We start from the raw sequence: 17125 nt of genomic DNA, 5'->3' as shown, positions 1-17125 counted from the left end.
CGGGCCGGCAGGGTCGGCCCCCACCATTGCGCCGCGACGGCTACCAGCGCGGGGCTTTGGTCAGGGGCGGCGCCTGGTGCTGGCGGTCGTAGGCGCGCAGTTCGTCGCGGATATGCGCGATGCGCTGGCGGCCCAGGCTGGCGCGGCTGTCGTCGAGGACCACGCCATCGAGCAGCTCGCCCATGCGCTCCACGGTGGGCAGCATCTTTTCCCAGGCATCCAATGCGGTCATGGGCGCCGGCAGGGTCAGGAAGAAGGCGATCGCCGGGGTCTCCATCTCACGGATGGTGGCCATGTCGAAACTGCCCGGCTTCATGATGCTGGCCATGGAGAAGATCGGGCCGCGCTCGGGGTGGCCTTCCACCAGCCGGTGGAACACGTTCATGTGGCCGAACACCAGGCCGGTCTTTTCGGCCGCCACCACAATGTCTTCGCCACGCAGCTGCTCGCCGGCACGGGCGGCCACGAACAGCGAAACGATCTTGTCGAAATCCTGCGTGGCGCGCTTGCCCAGGTCGCTGGCCGGGCTGGCATCGACTTCGGGCAGGCCCAGTTCGGCCTGGGTCACGCCGTTTTCGTCGGCGAGCCCGGCACCCTCGGCGCCGGCCTCCTGTTCGCCCAGCAGGGGTTCACGGCGCTGACCTGCAGCGCCTTCGGCACCTTCCACGCGGCGGCCCTGCAGCTTTTTCCGCGGCCGGCCAAACAGGAAGATCGCAGCAATCAGCAGCAGGCCGGCGGCCAGGATGCCGATGCGGAGCATTGCCATGTCGGACATTCGAGGGGTCTCCGGCTAAATACGTTCAGGTAAGGATGGCACGTCAGGCCGCGCCCGCCAATCGTGCCGCCTCTTCCAGGTCCACGCTGACCAGGCGGCTGACGCCCGGTTCGCGCATGGTCACGCCCGAGAGCTGGTGCGCTGCTTCCATCGTGGCCTTGTTGTGGCTCACGAACAGGAACTGCACCTTCTCGCTCATTTCCTTGACCATGTTGGCCAGGCGGCCCACGTTGGCTTCATCCAGCGGCGCATCCACTTCGTCCAGCAGGCAGAACGGGGCCGGGTTGAGCTGGAAGATCGCAAACACCAGCGCCACCGCGGTCATCGCCTTTTCGCCACCGGACAGCAGCGAGATGCTGGACACCCGCTTGCCAGGCGGGCGCGCCATGATGGTCACACCCGTGTCGAGAAGGTCTTCACCGGTCAGTTCCAGGTAGGCGTGGCCGCCACCGAACAGGCGCGGATACAGCTGCTGCACGCCGGCATTGACGCGGTCGAAGGTGTCCTTGAAGCGGCCGCGGGTTTCGCGGTCGATCTTGCGGATGGCGTCTTCCAGGGTTTCCAGCGCGGTGGTCAGGTCGGTGTTCTGCGCATCCAGGTACTCCGAGCGCTGCGAGGCCTCGCCGTACTCCTGGATGGCGGCCAGGTTGACCGGCTCCAGGCGGCGCATGCGGCCGTCTATCTGGTGCACGGCCTGTTCCCAGTCGCTGATGCGCGCTTCTTCGGGCAGGGTGTTGATCACATCCTGCAGCACGAAGCCGGCCTTCTCCACCGACGCGGTGAGCTGCTCGGCGCTGAGCACCAGCGCCTGCTGGTCGAGCCTGCGCTGGGAAATGCGCTCGCGCTGGGCCAGGGCCTGCTCGTCGCGCTGGTGGCGGGTCTGTTCGAAGGTGCGCAGTTCGGCATCGATGCCTTCCAGCAGCGTGCGTGCTTCGCCCAGCACGCGGTCGGCGCGCACGCGCTCACCCAGAGCATTCTGGTGTTCGGCTTCCAGCGACTGCACCGGCGAGTCGCCGTCGTCGAGCTGGGAATGCAGTTCGCCCAGGCGCGAATCGAGCTGGCCACGCTGGGCGTTCATGCGCTCCAGCGCCTGGCTCAGCGACGCCACCTGGGTGCGCTGCGATTCCAGGGTCAGGGCCAGCGAATGCGCGCTTTCGCGCACGTTGCGTGCCGCTTCGCGCGCGCGGTCGCGGGCTTCGCCGAGCTGGCGGCGTTCGCTTTCCAGCGCGTGGCGTACCGATTCGAGATCACCCATGCTGTTGACCGCTTCGTCCAGGCGCGCACGTGCTTCGCGCACCTGCTCGCGGCTGGCATCCAGGTTTTCCAGCAGCTGCGAAAGCTCGCCTTCGATGCGGTCGATGCGGTTGCGGGCGGCCTCGACCTTGCCCTGCTGGCTCTGCAGCTGGCCACCCAGCTCGGAAACGCTGCGATGGGCCACGTACAACTGGCGCTGCGCATCTTCGCGCTGCTGTTCGCCGGCCAGCAACTGGTCACGGAATCCGGCCAGGCGGGTTTCCAGCTCGCCTTCGCGCTCCTGCAGGGTATCGATCTGTTCGCGCAGGCTGACGATTTCGCGTTCGCGCAGCAGCGCGCCCTGCTTGGCCGCGCCGGAGCGCGACACGCGCACCCAGCCCTCGCCCAGGCGTTCGCCGCCGCGGGTGATGACCGAGTCGCCCTCGCCCAGCGTGGCCTGCAATGCACGCGCCTGCTCCAGGTCCTCGGCGGCATGCAGGCGGGCCAGCAGGCGGCGGATGGCGGTGGGGCCCTGCACTTTGGCGGCCAGCGAGGTCGGGGCGACCTGCAGTGGGCTCTGGTCGGCCGAGACCAGCGCAATGCGCCCGTCGCCCAACTCGGCCAGTGCGCCGACCAGACTTTCCGGGGCGTCGACCAGCACGCCTTCGATCAGCTGGCCCAGCGCGCTTTCCACGGCGTTTTCCCAACCGTTTTCAACCGTCAGGCGTTCACCGACACGCGCGCCCGAATCCAGCCCGTGCTGCTTGAGCCAGGCCACGGCGGCCCCCTGCTCCTGGCCCAGCGCCGCCTGCTGCAGTGTTTCCAGCGAGGACAGCCGGCCGCGCGCGGCCTGGGCCTGCTTGCGGATGTCGGCCAGTTCGGTCTGGCCGGTGCGCTGACGGTCCTGCAGGCCGGCCACGGCCTCTTTGCGGGCTTCCACCTGCTCGGTCAGGCCGTCCAACGAGGCCTTCTGGGTCTCATGCTGGAGCTGCAGTTCCTCAAATACTTCGGCCAGTGCATCCAGGTCCAGCCCGGTGCGCTCGCCGCTCAGCGCTTCACGGCGGCGATCGGCTTCCAGCACCTGGCGGTCGAGATAGTCGACGCGGGTGCGCTCGACTTCACCGGCGCGCGAGGCTTCGGAGGTGCTGCGGGTATGCGCTTCCCAACGCGCCTGCCAGTCGGCCAGCCTGGCCTCGGCGTCGCGCAGGGATTCCTGCTTGATCTCGTTTTCTTCCTGCAGCTGTTCCAGTTGCGGTTCGGCCAACTCCACCGCTTCGCGCAGGACCGTCAACCTGGCTTCGTCGCCGCTGATGTGCTGGCCCAGTTCGGACAGGGCCTGGCGGGTTTCATCGCGGGCCTTGTTCAGGCGCTGCGACATTTCACGCTGGTGCTGGATCTGCTGCTCCAACCGGGCCAGGGTGCTGCCGACCTGGTAGACCTCGGCCTGGGCGGTGCTCAGGGCATCGGCGGCCTCTTCGCGGCGCACGCGGCTGGTTTCGATGCGGGCTTCGGCGTCGCGCTGTTCGGCGATGAACTGCTGCAGACGGGTTTCTTCCTGGGACAGCGCTTCACGCAGGCCGCCCAGGCGGGTATCGAGGTTGCGGAACTCCAGCGCCTTCCACTCGGCATCCTTGACCCGGCGTTCTTCCTGCAGGCCCTGGTACTGCTCGGCCTGGCGGGCCTGGCGCTTGAGGTGTTCGAGCTGCTTGCCGATTTCCTCGCGCAGGTCGCCCAGGCGGTCCAGGTTCTCGCGGGTGTGGCGGATGCGGGTTTCGGTTTCCTTGCGGCGTTCCTTGTATTTGGAGATGCCGGCGGCTTCTTCCAGGTACACGCGCAGGTCTTCGGGGCGGGCTTCGATGATCTGGCTGATCATGCCCTGTTCGATGATGGAGTAACTGCGCGGGCCCAGGCCGGTGCCGAGGAACAGGTCGGTGATGTCGCGGCGGCGGCACTTGGTGCCGTTGAGGTAATAGTTGCTGCTGCCGTCGCGGCTGACGGTCCGCTTGACCGAAATTTCGTTGAACGAAGCGTATTCGCCGGAAATGGCGTGGTCGGTATTGTCGAAAATCAGTTCGACGGTCGCCTGGGACACGGGCTTGCGTGCGGACGAGCCGGAGAAAATGACGTCGGTCAGCGAATCGCCACGCAGGCGGCTGGCCGAACTTTCGCCCATGACCCAGCGTACGGCATCGATGATGTTGGACTTGCCACAACCATTGGGCCCGACCACGCCGGTCATGTTGGTGGGCAGATGCAGGGTGGTGGGATCAACAAACGACTTGAAGCCGGAGAGCTTGATCGTGGACAGACGCATGGCGTGGTGGGCTTCCGGACAGTCGCGATAGGCCGAGTATAACGGGGCGGGTGTTCCACGGGCGTCTGTTGCCAGCCGGAGAGCCTTTGCTAGACCGAGGCACCAACGCCGTAGAGCCGGGCTCTGCCCGGCTCTACGGCGTTATCGCCAGGCGTTCCCAAGGCCGGCCAACGGCCGGCGCTACCGGGGTGTCAGACGCCAGAAACAAAAACGGGCGCCCTTGCGGGCACCCGTTTCAGCGATTCCGGCCTTGCGGCTGGGATCAGGCTTCGGCTTCCACCACCACCTTGACGGTGGTTTCGACGTCGGCGTGCAGGTGGATGGTCACCTCGTACTCGCCCACGTTGCGGAAGGCGCCTTCGCCCAGGATCACTTCGCTCTTTTCCAGCGGCAGGCCGGCCTTGGTGAAGGCTTCGGCGATGTCACGCGGGCCAACCGAACCGAACAGCTTGCCTTCGGTCGATGCATTGGCGGCCACGGTGACGCTCTTGCCTTCCAGCGCAGCCTTGCGGGCTTCGGCGTCGGCCAGGATCGAGTCAGCCTTGGCCTGGTACTCAGCGCGCTTGGCTTCGAACTCGGCCACGTTGGCGGCGCTGGCCGGAACGGCCTTGCCGGTCGGGACGAGGAAGTTGCGGCCGTAGCCCGGCTTCACGTCGACCTGGTCGCCCAGACCGCCGAGGTTGGTGACCTTCTGAAGAAGAATCAGCTTCATGGTGTTGCTCCAGTATGTGTATTCGTTAGCGAGGCAGGCCCCGCAGCGTTTGGCTGTCCGAATATCCGAACGGTAGACCCGGCACCGCCCGCTGCCACAAGGCGCGGGCGGTGGGGTCCACGAAAGCGGCGACCGGGGTCGCCGGCTTTCATCAGACGTCGTGGTTGTCGGTGTACGGAATCAGGGCCAGGAAACGGGCGCGCTTGACGGCCGTTGCCAGCTGGCGCTGGTACTTCGACTTGGTACCGGTCACGCGGCTCGGCACGATCTTGCCGTTCTCGGTGAGGTACTGGCGCAGGGTGTTGAGATCCTTGTAGTCGATCTCCTTCACACCTTCGGCCGTGAACTTGCAGAACTTGCGGCGACGGAAGAACTTGGACATGTCAGTGCTCCTTAAGCGGCCGAAGCGGCGTCTTCGCCGGCATCGTTGTCAGCGGCGGGGGTGGTTTCGCCTTCTTCGTCATCACGACGACGACGCTCACCACGCTCGGGCTTGTCGCCCTTCTCGTCCTTGCTCTTCATGATCAGCGACTGCTCGGTGTCGGCTTCGTCACGCTTGATGACGAGGTTGCGCAGCACGGCGTCGTTGAAACGGAAGCTTTCGGTCAGTTCGTGCAGCACGGCCTGGTCAACTTCGATGTTGAGCATGACGTAGTGGGCCTTCACCAGGTTCTGGATCGGGTAGGCCAGCTGACGGCGGCCCCAGTCTTCCAGACGGTGGATGGTGCCGTTGCCCGCTTCGACCAGCGCCTTGTAGCGCTCGATCATCGCCGGGACCTGCTCGCTCTGGTCCGGGTGGACCATGAACACGATTTCGTAATGACGACTCATGTGTTTTTACCTTTCGGATGTGGCCCTTGGGGGCCGGACAGCCCCCCGCAGGTGAACGCGGTGGGGCAAGGGTCCTGCCAGGAATCGGGCAGGAAGCCGCGCATTATCGCAGCAGAAGGGGTTCCGGGCAAGCCGGCGGCACCAGAAGCCGGAGTCAGGCCTTGTCGGCCTCGGTGGTGAAGCTCTCGCCGCAGCCGCACTCGGCGGTGGCGTTGGGGTTCCTGAACGTGAAGGTCTCGCTCAGGCCCTGTTTGCCGAAGTCGATTTCGGTGCCGTCGACCAGGGCCAGGCTGTCAGCATCGACGTAGATGCGCACCCCGGCCTGCTCGAACACGGTATCGCCGGGGCGCTGGTCGCGGGCCAGGTCGGTGATGTGGCCCCAGCCCGAACAGCCGGTGCGGGTCACGCCGAAGCGCAGGCCCAGGGCACCCGGGGTCTGGGCCACGAACTTCTGGACACGGGTGAAGGCAACAGGGGTAAGGGTGACAGCCATGACGGACGACTCCAGCGGATCGGACACATTATAGGTCTACGGCCCAGTCAGAAATGCCTCGCAAGCAGAACGCTGCAACCGTTAAACTCCTCGTTCAGAGATCGAGTCGATCAATAGAGGATTCAAGTCATGACGGTGGTCAGCGTTGAACATGCGCTTGCCGGGAAGATCCCGGAAGGCGGCGAGGCAACAGTACGGGGCTGGGTACGTACGGTGCGCGGGTCTGCGGCGCTTGCCTTCGTCAATGTCACCGATGGCTCCTGCTTCGCCCCCATCCAGGTGGTGGCCAATGACACCCTGGGCAACTTCGACGACGTGAAGGCGCTGACCCCGGGCTGCTCGGTCATCGCCCGCGGCACCCTGGTCAAATCCCAGGGCAAGGGCCAGTCCTTCGAGATCCAGGCCAGCAGCATCGAGATCGTCGGCCTGGTCGAAGACCCGCTGACCTACCCGATCCAGCCCAAGCCGATGAGCGCCGAGTTCCTGCGCGAAGTGGCGCACCTGCGCCCGCGCACCAACCTGTTCGGCGCGGTCACCCGCATCCGCAACTGCCTGGCCCAGGCCGTGCACCGGTTCTTCCACCAGAACGGGTTCAACTGGATCAGCACCCCGATCATCACCACCTCCGACGCCGAAGGCGCCGGGCAGATGTTCCGCGTCTCCACGCTGGACATGGTGAACCTGCCGCGCACCGCGCAGGGCGAGGTCGATTTCAGCCGCGATTTCTTCGGCAAGGAAACCTTCCTGACCGTGTCCGGCCAGCTCAACGTGGAGGCTTACTGCCTGGCGTTGAGCAAGGTGTACACCTTCGGCCCGACCTTCCGCGCCGAGAATTCCAACACCACCCGCCACCTGGCGGAGTTCTGGATGATCGAGCCGGAAATCGCCTTCGCCGACCTGGCCGAAGATGCGCGCCTGGCCGAGCAGTTCCTGAAGTACCTGTTCCGCGCGGTGCTCGACGAGCGCGGCGACGACCTGGCCTTCCTGGCCGAGCGCGTGGACAAGAACGCGATCCAGAAGCTGGAAGACTTCATCAACGCGCCGTTCGAGCAGATCGACTACAGCGAAGCGGTGAAGCTGCTGCAGAACTCGGGCAAGAAGTTCGACTTCCCGGTCGAATGGGGCCTGGACCTGCAGACCGAGCACGAGCGCTGGCTGACCGAAGAACACATCGGCCGCCCGGTGGTGGTGACCAACTACCCCGAGCACATCAAGGCCTTCTACATGCGCCTGAATGACGACGGCAAGACCGTTGCCGCGATGGACGTGCTGGCCCCGGGCATCGGCGAGATCATCGGTGGCAGCCAGCGCGAAGAGCGCCTGGACGTGCTGGACGCGCGCATGGCGCAGTTCGGCCTGGACCCGGCGCACTACGGCTGGTACCGCGATTTCCGCCGCTACGGTTCGGTGCCGCACGCCGGTTTCGGGCTGGGCTTCGAGCGCCTGGTGGTCTACGTGTGCGGGCTGGGCAACATCCGCGACGCGATCCCCTACCCGCGCGCGCCAGGCAGCGCCGAGTTCTGATTCTTCCCACGGAGGCCCATCCATGACCCTGTTCTTCGCGCTGTGCTTCGTCGGCGTGGCGATCGCCGGGTTCAGTGCCTTCGTGATCTTCTGGCCGCTGACGCTGGTGCATATCCGCGACCGCCACCCTGCCCTGGCCGACCGCTTTGGCAGCGGCGCCTTCCTGCGCCCGGATGCGCTGCGCTGGCTGCTCGGCCGCGATTACCGCGACACCCCCGACCGCTCGCTGTCGGGGCTGGCCACGCCGGCCTGGCTGTCGCTGCTCACCCTGCTGGCCGGATTGGGCATGGCCGCCCTGCTCTGGCTGCTTTCGATGGTACTGACATGAACGACATCACCGCCCACCACGACCAGTGGTTCCTCGCCAGCCTGGGCAACACGCTGATCTGGGCGCGCCTGCGGGTCCGTCCGGGCGGTACCGCCGAAGTGCTCGACAGCGACGGCAACACGCTCAGCTACGACAGCGAAGACACCGCCCGTTCGCAGCTGTTCGACGCCGAGTTCGTCGCCTTCGACGGTCTGGACGAGGAAGACGCCATGGAACGCGGCTTCACCCTGCACGAAGTGAGCCCGCCGCAGGCCGACAGCGATGACGCGCTGCGCGGCCGCATGGTGGTCAGCCTCGGCGCGCGCGCCTGAGCCGACGATGTTCGTCCCGGCCGACTTCGTTGAGACCGACCTGGCCTGGCTGGACCGGCTGCTGGCCCGCGATGCGTTCGTCACCGTGGTCACCACCGGCAGCGACGGCCTGCCACAGGTCACCCTGCTGCCGGTGGTCTACCAGCGCGACGGTGAGGACATCCTGATCGAAGGGCACTGGGCCCGGCCCAACCCGCAGGCCGGCCACGCCGGCCCGGCACTGGTGCTGGTGCACGGCCCGCACGGCTATGTGTCGCCGGGCTGGTACCCGGACAACGCCGCACGGAGCGGCGTTGAACAGCCGAAGGCTGGCCCGCAGGGTGAGCCCCAGGGAGGGGGCGAATACAAGCAAGGGGCTGCCCGCGTGCCGACCTGGAACTACGCGGCCGCCGAACTGCGCGGCACCCTGGAACCGGTGACCGATCCGGAGGCCCTGATCGACATGCTGGACCGGCTCAGCGCCAAGTACGAAGCGCAGGTCGGCGGCGACTGGGCGCTGCTGCCGATCGAGCCGCGCCAGCGGCGCATGCTCGCCGGCATCATCGGTTTCCGTTTCCGCGCCCAGCAGGTACAGATCAAGCTCAAGCTCAGCCAGAACCATCCCGAGGCCAACCAGCACGGCGTGATCGACGCGCTGTCGGCGCTCGATTCCCCACCTTCGCATGAGCTGGCGCAGTGGATGCGCTGGAAACAAGGGACACCGCAACCATGAAAGACATCCACAAGCTGCTGCAGAACAACCGCGACTGGGCCGACCGGATCGAACAGGAAGACCCCGAGTTCTTCCACCAGCTGGCCACGCAGCAGCACCCGGAATACCTGTGGATCGGCTGTTCCGATTCGCGCGTGCCGGCCAACCAGATCATCGGCATGGCACCGGGCGAGGTGTTCGTGCACCGCAACGTGGCCAACGTGGTGGTGCACACCGACCTCAACTGCCTGAGCGTGATCCAGTACGCGGTGGACCAGCTGAAGGTGAAGCACATCCTGATCGTGGGCCACTATGGCTGCGGCGGCGTGCATGCCAGCCTCCACAACACCCGCGTGGGCCTGGCCGACAACTGGCTGCGCCATGTCGGCGACGTGGCGCAGAAGCATGCCGCCATCATGGATGCCATCGAGGAGCCGGAACTGAAGCACGCGCGGCTGTGCGAGCTGAACGTGATCGAGCAGGTGGTCAACGCCTGCCGCTCGACCATCGTGCAGGACGCCTGGGCGCGTGGCCAGAAGCTGATGGTGCATGGCTGGGTGTACAGCCTGAAGGACGGCCGGGTGCGCGAAATGGGCATCGACGTGGGCCGGCCGGAAGACCTGCAGGCGGCCTACGAGCAGGCGCTGTCCCATGTGCCGCGCCGCGGCAAGCGCGACTGACCTTTTCCCACGGATACGCCCATGCTCGCTTCGCCCATCAATCTGCTGGCCTGGATCGACGAGAACCGCCACCTGCTCAAGCCGCCGGTGGGCAACAAGATGATCGAGAACGGCGACTTCATCGTGATGGTGGTGGGCGGCCCGAACAGCCGCACCGACTTCCATTACGACGAAGGCCCGGAGTGGTTCTACCAGCTCGAAGGCGAAATGGTGCTGAAGGTCCAGGAAGACGGCGCGGTGCGCGACATTCCGATCCGTGCCGGGGAGATTTTCCTGCTGCCGGGCAAGGTGCCGCACTCGCCACGCCGCCCACCCGGTGGCGTCGGGCTGGTGGTCGAGCGCAAGCGCCTGGCGCACGAGCGCGACGGCGTGATGTGGTTCTGCGAGCGCTGCAACCACAAGCTGTACGAGGTGTATTTCACCCTCGAAAACATCGAGACCGACCTGCCCGAGGTGTTCAAGGAATACCAGGCCTCGCTGGACCTGCGCACGTGCGACGCGTGCGGACATGTGGACCCGTTGCCGGCCGCCTGATTCGGACCCCAAACGGGCATCCGACGCCACACCCTGTCGTTTTCACCCTCTATGTCGGATTCATCCCATAGGCCAAACACATGGATAGACTGTCTATTCACAGACAGCCTCTATCGCCCCATGTCCGAGCTCCTCAGCCGCACCCATGCCACCGCCCTGGACGCCGCCGACCCGCTGCGTGCCCTGCGCGGGGAATTCGTCTTCCCACAGCACAACCACCGCGACCAGACCTACTTCGTAGGCAATTCGCTGGGCCTGCAGCCGCGCGGGGCCAAGGCCGCCGTGCAGGAGGTCATGGATAAATGGGGCGCGCTGGCCGTGGAAGGCCACTTCACCGGGGAAACCCAGTGGCTGGGCTACCACCGGCTGGTCAACGCGCAGCTGGCACGGGTGGCAGGCGCCCTGCCCAGCGAAGTGGTCGCCATGAACACGCTGAGCGTGAACCTGCACCTGATGATGGTCAGCTTCTACCGGCCCACGGCCGGGCGCCCGGTGATCCTGATGGAAGCCGGCGCGTTCCCGACCGACCGCCATGCGGTCGAATCGCAGGTCCGCTTCCACGGCTTCGACCCGGCCACCGACCTGGTCGAGGTACAGCCCGACGAGCCCAACGGCACGATCTCGCTGGCCGCGATCGAACGCGCCATCGCCGAACACGGCCCGCGCCTGGCGCTGGTGCTGTGGCCGGGCGTGCAGTACCGCAGCGGCCAGGTGTTCGACCTGGACGCCATCACCCGCATGGCCCGCCTGCAGGGTGCCCGGGTCGGCTTTGACCTGGCCCATTCGGTCGGCAACGTGCCGCTGCAGCTGCACGACATCGCGCCCGATTTCGCGGTCTGGTGCCACTACAAGTACCTCAACAGCGGCCCCGGCGCCGTGGCCGGCTGCTTCGTGCACGAACGCCACCACCGCGACGCCAGCCTGCCGCGCTTCGCCGGCTGGTGGGGCCACGAGGAAGCCACCCGTTTCAAGATGGCACCCCAGTTCGTACCGGCGGTGGGCGCCGAAGGCTGGCAGCTCAGCAATCCGCCGGTGCTCGGCCTGGCCCCGCTGCGCGCCGCGCTTGACGTGATCGACAAAGCCGGCGGCATCCAGGCACTTCGCGACAAGTCGCTGCAGCTCACCGGCCTGCTCGATGCGCTGGTCCGCGCCCGCCTGCCGGGCGTGCTCGAGGTGCTCACCCCGAGCGAACCCGAACGCCGTGGCTGCCAGCTTTCGCTGCGCGTGGTGGCCGGTCGCGAACGCGGCCGCAACCTGTTCGAGTACCTGCAGACGGTGGGTGTGCTCGGCGACTGGCGCGAACCCGATGTGATCCGCATCTCGCCTACCCCGTTGTACAACCGCTACCTTGACCTGCACCACTTCGTCGAGGAAGTGGAATCCTGGGCCGGCCTGTAAGCCGCCCTCCCCCCTTCCTGCGCGGAACCGCCTTGATCGCTACCCCCCATCGCTCCCTGAGCATCATCGGCGCTGGCCTGGCCGGCTCCCTGTTGGCCATCCTGCTGTCCCGCCAGGGTTGGCGGATCACCCTGTACGAACGCCGCGGCGATCCGCGCATCAGCGATTACGAGTCGGGCCGCTCGATCAACCTGGCCCTGGCCGAACGCGGCCGCAACGCGCTGCGCCAGGCCGGGGTCGAAGACGCGGTGATGGCCAAGGCCGTCATGATGCGCGGGCGCATGGTGCACCCGCGCCAGGGCGAGCCACAGTTGCAGCGTTATGGCCGCGACGACAGCGAAGTGATCTGGTCCATCCACCGCAAGGACCTCAACACCACGCTGCTGCAGCTGGCCGAAGATGCCGGTGCGCAGGTCCACTTCCACCGCCGCCTGCACACCGTGGATTTCGATGCCGGCTACGCCCGCTTCATCGACGACCGCGACGACCATCCGCACGATATCCGTTTCGATACGCTGATCGGCGCCGACGGTGCCGGCTCGGCGCTGCGCGCGGCGATGAACCGCAAGCACCCGCTGGATGAGCGCATCGAGTTCCTCGATCACTCCTACAAGGAGCTGGAAATCCCGCCCACCGATGAGGGCGGCTTCCGGATAGAGGCCAATGCCCTGCATATCTGGCCGCGCGGCAACTACATGTGCATCGCGCTGCCCAATGACCAGGGCACCTTCACCGTCACCCTGTTCCTGCCCAACGAAGGCAACCCCAGCTTCGCCACCACCACCAGCGGCGCCGAAGCCGAGGCGCTGTTCGCGCGCGACTTCCCCGATGCGCTGGCGCTGATTCCGAACCTGCACCGCGACTGGGAAGAACACCCACCTGGCCTGCTCGGTACCCTCCACCTGCGCCAGTGGCACCTGCAGGGCCGCGCGGTACTGCTCGGTGATGCCGCCCACGCGATGGTGCCGTTCCACGGCCAGGGCATGAACTGCGCCTTTGAAGACTGCGTGGCACTGGCCCGGCACCTGCTTGAACAGGATTCGCTGGCAGAGGCGTTCGCCGCGTTTGAAGCCGAGCGCAAGCCCAATGCCGAAGCGATCCAGCAGATGGCATTGGAAAACTACCTGGAAATGCGCGACCGCGTGGCCGACCCGGCCTTCCTGCTGCAACGCGAGCTGGAGCAGCAGCTGCAGGCGCGCTGGCCCACCCGCTTCGTGCCGCATTACACCATGGTCACCTTCCTGCACACGCCATATGCCGTGGCGCTGGAGCGTACCGGGCTGCAGCGCTGCATCCTGGAGGAGGCCACCGCCGGCCACGACAGCCTGGAGCACATCGACTGGGCTGCGCTGGAACAGGTGGTACACGCGCAGCTGACCGTGCTGGAGGGCGCGCACTGATGGCCGACAGCTTCCTGTTCTACGACCTGGAAACCTTCGGCCAGGACCCGCGCCGCACCCGTATCGCGCAGTTCGCCGCGATCCGCACCGATGCCGACCTGAACATGATCGACGAACCGGTGAGCTTCCATGTCAAGCCGGCCGACGACCTGCTGCCCTCGCCGATCGCTACGCTGATCACCGGCATCACCCCGCAGCAAGCGCTGGCCGAAGGGGTCAGCGAAGCCGAGGCGTTTTCGCGGATCAACGAGCTGATGGCGCGCCCCGGCACCTGCACCCTGGGCTACAACACGCTGCGCTTCGACGACGAATTCGTGCGCTACGGTCTGTTCCGCAATTTCTTCGATCCCTACGAGCGCGAGTGGCGCAACGGCAACTCGCGCTGGGACCTGCTGGACATGCTGCGGCTGGTGCACGCGTTGCGCCCGGACGGCATCGTCTGGCCGCAGCGCGAGGACGGCGCGACCTCCTTCAAGCTCGAACACCTGGCGCTGGCCAATGATGTACGCCAGGGCGATGCGCATGAAGCGCTGTCCGACGTACACGCCACCATCGGCATGGCGCGCCTGTTCAAGCAGGCCCAGCCACGGCTGTGGGACTACGCCCTGAAGCTGCGCGACAAGCGCTTCGTCGGCACCCTGCTCGATGTGGACGCGATGCAGCCGGTGCTGCACATCTCCATGCGCTACCCGGCCCAGCGCATGTGCGCCGCGCCGGTGCTGCCGATCGCACGGCACCCCTACATCAACAACCGGGTCATCGCGCTCGATCTGGAAGGCGACATCGACGGCCTGCTGGCCCTGCCGGCGGAAACGCTGGCCGCGCGCCTGTATACCCGTGCCGCCGACCTGGCCGAAGGCGAGCAGCGCGTGCCGCTCAAGGAAGTGCACTTGAACAAGGTGCCGGCGCTGGTGGCCTGGAACCACCTGCGCCCGGCCGACCATGCCCGGCTGGGCATCGACGTGGCCGCCCTGGAAGCCAACGCCGCGCGCATACGTGCTGCGGGCCCGGCACTGATCGAAAAGGTACGCCAGGTCTACGGCGGCGAGCGCTTGGCCACCGTCAGCGACGTGGATGCCTCGCTCTACGACGGCTTCCTCGCCGACGGCGACAAGGCGTTGATGACGCGCCTGCGCACCAGCCCGCCGGCCGAGCTGGCCAGCTTCGCCGAACGGCTGAAAGACCCGCGCATGCCGGAGCTGCTGTTCCGCTACCGCGCGCGCAATCATCCGCAGACGCTGGATGCCGGCGAACGCGGGCACTGGAACGACTACCGCCGGCAGCGCCTGCTCGGCGGTGCGGCGCTGGGTGAACAGAGCTTGCCCGACTACCGTGCACAACTGGAGATGTTGGCGGCCGAACATGCCGCCGACCCGGCCAAACTCGCCCTGCTGCAGCACCTGCGCGACTGGGGCACCGATCTGGAGCAGAGCCTGTGAGCACCTACTTCACTCCCGCCAGCTTCACCTTCCTGCGTGGCCTGGCGCGCAACAACGACAAGACCTGGTTCAACGAGCACAAGCCGAAGTACGAGGAACATGTACGGCAGCCGTTCCTGCAGCTGATCAGCGACCTGCAGCCGGACCTGGCCGCGGTGAGCGGGCACTTCCGCGCCGACCCGCGCGGCGTGGGTGGGTCGCTGTTCCGTATCTACCGCGATGCGCGCTTCTCCAACGACAAGTCGCCGTACAAGACCTGGCAGGGCGCGCGGCTGTTCCATGAGCGGCGCAAGCAGGTGCCGGCGCCGTCGTTCTACATCCACCTGCAGCCGGGCGGGAGCTTCGTCGGGGCCGGTCTGTGGCACCCGGAGCCGGCCACCCAGCGCAAGGTGCGCCACTTCATCGTGGACAACCCCGGTGCCTGGAAGGCAGCGGCGCATGCGCCGGCGCTGCGCAGGAAGTTCGATTTCGAGGAAAGCGAGAAGCTGGTGCGGGCGCCGCGTGGGTTCGAGCCGGATTTCGAGTTCATCGATGATCTCAAGCACCGCAACTGGGTGTTCTGGCGTTCGCTGGACGATGCCACCATGACCGGGCCGAAGCTGCGGCAGACGCTGGCCAAGGACCTGGTGGCGCTGGGGCCGTTTGTTGATTATCTGTGTGCTGCGTTGGATCTGGAGTTCTGATGCGCACGGTAGCGCCGGCCGTTGGCCGGCTGTCGGGAACGCCTGGGCCGGCCAACGGCCGGCGCTACCGGTGTCCGGCCTGCACCTGCGTCGCTCTACCCCGCCTTGACGCGGGCTGCGGCAAGCTGGTGCCATGAAAAAACTGCTTCTGCTGCTGGGACTGGTCGTGGTGCTGTTGGCGGGCTGGCTGGTCAGCGGGCCCTATGTGACCCTGCGTGGGCTTGCCGGGGCGATCGAGCAGCGCAACACCTCGACACTGGACCGCTACGTGGACTTCCCGATGCTGCGCGCCAACCTGCGCGCGCAGCTGGATGATTACGTGGTGCGTCGCGCCGGGCCGGACGTGCAGTCCAACCTGGTCGGTGCGCTGTTGTTGACCGCCGGGCAGAAGCTCAGCGGCACGGCGGTGGATGCGATGGTCACGCCGACCGGGATCGGCGCGTTGATGGAAGGCCATACGCTGTGGAAGCGGGCCAGCAACGACCTGGAAAGCAGTGACACGTTTGCCGCACCGAAGGCGGCGCGGCCGTTTGAGGGCGCCACCCACCGCTTCGAGTCGCTGTCGCGGTTCACCGCGACCACGCAGACCGCGCAGGGGCCGGTGGTATTCGTGCTGCAGCGGCATGGGCTGCGCTGGAAGCTGGTCAACATCGAGCTGCCACTGGATCGGTAGCGCCGCAGAGAACGGCAGGAGCCGTTCTCAACGTCGCCACCGCGACGGCCCGAAGGGCGGCCGCCAGGACGGCGGCCGTAACGTTGGCCGGCCCTCGGTATCGCCTGGGCCGGCCAACGGCCGGCGCTACCGGCGAGGTGCGGTGCCGCCACTGATCAATCGTTGGCTACGCCGTGCGGCACGTGACCCGCCGCCACATTGAGGTGCTGGCGGGCGCTGTCGATGTTGTGCTGCGAATCGTCGAAGAAGATGTCCGCGCCGAAGGCCTCCAGGAACGGCCCTTTGTGCCGGCCGCCCAGGAACAGCGCCTCGTCCAGGCGCACGCCCCATTCGCGCAGAGTGCGGATCACCCGCTCATGCGCCGGGGCCGAACGCGCGGTGACCAGCGCGGTACGGATCGGCGCATCCTCGCCCGACGGGAACACCGCCTGCAGGGTATGCAGGGCCGACAGGAAGTTGCGGAACGGCCCACCACTGAGCGGCTCGCGCGCGTTTTCGCGCTCATGCCGGCCGAACGCCTCCACGCCCTGCTCGCGCGAGATGCGCTCGCTCTCATCGCCGAAGATCACCGCGTCACCGTCGAAGGCGATGCGCAGCTGGCCCAGCGGCTTGCTCATGTCGACCGTTTCGGCCGCAGCGAGGGTCTCGCCGGGCGGCTTGGGCAGGATCGTGGCCGCAGCGATGCCATGGCGCAGCGCACGCCGCACCGATTCGGGGTTGGCCGACAGGAACAGGTCGGTGCCGAACGGCTTCACGTACGGCCAGGTCGGCTCGCCGGCGGTGAACGTGGCGCGGATGATGCCCAGGCCGTAATGCTGGATGGAATTGAAGATGCGCAGACCGGTATCGGCCGAGTTGCGCGACAGCAGGATGACCTCCACCCGCGGCGATTCCGGCGACTGGCCCTGGTTGAGGGCCAGCAGCTTGCGTACCACCGGGAACGCCACGCCCGGGCGCAGCACATCGTCTTCGTGCTTGCGCTGGTACTCGGCATAGGCGTCCACGCCTTCGGCCTCGAACAGCGCATGGCCCTCTTCCAGGTCGAACAGGGCGCGCGAGGTCACGGCTACGGTCAGCAAGCGGGGGGTGTTGTCGCCCATGGGAGT

Annotated in this window: 18 protein-coding genes; 11 read left to right on the top strand and 7 right to left on the bottom strand. The window is 66.9% G+C overall.

The genetic code is table 11. The annotated features are described in order from the left end of the window. Positions 1–40: 40 nt before the first annotated feature. The 6 genes from zipA to WIX41_RS16120 form a co-directional block, all read right to left on the bottom strand. Entirely contained in the window at positions 41–775 is a 735-nt protein-coding gene (gene zipA, locus WIX41_RS16145) for a cell division protein ZipA (RefSeq protein WP_339449206.1), read from the bottom strand. Between the two features lie 43 nt (positions 776–818). Beyond that, positions 819–4322, bottom strand: a complete 3504-nt coding sequence (gene smc, locus WIX41_RS16140; RefSeq protein ID WP_339449204.1) for a chromosome segregation protein SMC — start codon at positions 4320–4322, stop codon at positions 819–821. A gap of 262 nt (positions 4323–4584) precedes the next feature. After that, entirely contained in the window at positions 4585–5034 is a 450-nt protein-coding gene (gene rplI / locus WIX41_RS16135; RefSeq protein WP_339449202.1) for a 50S ribosomal protein L9, read from the bottom strand. Between the two features lie 151 nt (positions 5035–5185). Next, positions 5186–5416: a 30S ribosomal protein S18 gene (gene rpsR, locus WIX41_RS16130; RefSeq protein ID WP_002804494.1), complete on the bottom strand. Its 231-nt coding sequence runs from the start codon at positions 5414–5416 to the stop codon at positions 5186–5188. A gap of 11 nt (positions 5417–5427) precedes the next feature. Further along, positions 5428–5865, bottom strand: coding sequence for a 30S ribosomal protein S6 (gene rpsF / locus WIX41_RS16125; protein WP_339449200.1), 438 nt, complete (start codon positions 5863–5865; stop codon positions 5428–5430). A 154-nt stretch (positions 5866–6019) separates the two neighbouring features. Next, complete coding sequence (locus WIX41_RS16120; RefSeq protein ID WP_339449198.1) at positions 6020–6358, bottom strand: HesB/IscA family protein; 339 nt, start codon at positions 6356–6358, stop codon at positions 6020–6022. Positions 6359–6487: 129 nt separating this feature from the next. Between WIX41_RS16120 and asnS the strand changes: the two genes are divergently transcribed. The 11 genes from asnS (at position 6488) to WIX41_RS16065 (ending at position 16019) form a co-directional block, all read left to right on the top strand. After that, positions 6488–7882 (top strand): asparagine--tRNA ligase, encoded by a 1395-nt coding sequence (gene asnS, locus WIX41_RS16115; RefSeq protein ID WP_339449196.1) that lies wholly within the window; start codon positions 6488–6490, stop codon positions 7880–7882. Positions 7883–7904: 22 nt separating this feature from the next. Beyond that, a complete protein-coding gene (locus tag WIX41_RS16110) occupies positions 7905–8210 on the top strand; it encodes a hypothetical protein (RefSeq protein WP_093532547.1) in 306 nt (101 codons plus the stop codon). Beyond that, complete coding sequence (locus WIX41_RS16105) at positions 8207–8521, top strand: hypothetical protein (RefSeq protein ID WP_339449193.1); 315 nt, start codon at positions 8207–8209, stop codon at positions 8519–8521. The genes WIX41_RS16110 and WIX41_RS16105 overlap by 4 nt, the downstream gene beginning before the upstream one ends. Before the next feature lie 7 nt (positions 8522–8528). Further along, on the top strand, positions 8529–9233 hold the full coding sequence (locus WIX41_RS16100) for an FMN-binding negative transcriptional regulator (RefSeq protein ID WP_339449192.1): 705 nt from the start codon (positions 8529–8531) through the stop codon (positions 9231–9233). Then, entirely contained in the window at positions 9230–9892 is a 663-nt protein-coding gene (can, locus tag WIX41_RS16095) for a carbonate dehydratase (RefSeq protein WP_339449191.1), read from the top strand. The genes WIX41_RS16100 and can overlap by 4 nt, the downstream gene beginning before the upstream one ends. Positions 9893–9913: 21 nt before the next feature. Next, entirely contained in the window at positions 9914–10426 is a 513-nt protein-coding gene (locus WIX41_RS16090; protein ID WP_339449189.1) for a 3-hydroxyanthranilate 3,4-dioxygenase, read from the top strand. A 120-nt stretch (positions 10427–10546) separates the two neighbouring features. After that, positions 10547–11824 carry a kynureninase gene (gene kynU, locus WIX41_RS16085; RefSeq protein WP_339449187.1) on the top strand — a complete coding sequence of 426 codons (1278 nt, stop codon included), beginning with the start codon at positions 10547–10549 and terminating at the stop codon, positions 11822–11824. A gap of 32 nt (positions 11825–11856) precedes the next feature. Then, on the top strand, positions 11857–13224 hold the full coding sequence (locus WIX41_RS16080; protein WP_339449185.1) for an FAD-dependent oxidoreductase: 1368 nt from the start codon (positions 11857–11859) through the stop codon (positions 13222–13224). Beyond that, complete coding sequence (sbcB, locus tag WIX41_RS16075; protein WP_339449183.1) at positions 13224–14663, top strand: exodeoxyribonuclease I; 1440 nt, start codon at positions 13224–13226, stop codon at positions 14661–14663. Before WIX41_RS16080 ends, sbcB begins: the two co-directional genes overlap by 1 nt. Continuing rightward, positions 14660–15346, top strand: a complete 687-nt coding sequence (locus WIX41_RS16070; RefSeq protein ID WP_339449181.1) for a DUF2461 domain-containing protein — start codon at positions 14660–14662, stop codon at positions 15344–15346. The genes sbcB and WIX41_RS16070 overlap by 4 nt, the downstream gene beginning before the upstream one ends. Before the next feature lie 133 nt (positions 15347–15479). Then, positions 15480–16019 carry a DUF2939 domain-containing protein gene (locus tag WIX41_RS16065; RefSeq protein ID WP_339449179.1) on the top strand — a complete coding sequence of 180 codons (540 nt, stop codon included), beginning with the start codon at positions 15480–15482 and terminating at the stop codon, positions 16017–16019. 155 nt (positions 16020–16174) lie between these two features. Here the strand turns inward: WIX41_RS16065 and WIX41_RS16060 are convergent, their stop codons facing one another. Continuing rightward, positions 16175–17119 carry a 5'-nucleotidase gene (locus WIX41_RS16060; RefSeq protein ID WP_339449177.1) on the bottom strand — a complete coding sequence of 315 codons (945 nt, stop codon included), beginning with the start codon at positions 17117–17119 and terminating at the stop codon, positions 16175–16177. Between the last annotated feature and the right edge of the window lie 6 nt (positions 17120–17125).

Origin of the sequence: Stenotrophomonas sp. AB1(2024), assembly GCF_037482345.1 — a bacterium.
Taxonomy (GTDB): domain Bacteria; phylum Pseudomonadota; class Gammaproteobacteria; order Xanthomonadales; family Xanthomonadaceae; genus Stenotrophomonas.
Note: the sequence above shows the minus strand (reverse complement) of the source record. Positions and strands in the feature narration are given on the sequence as shown.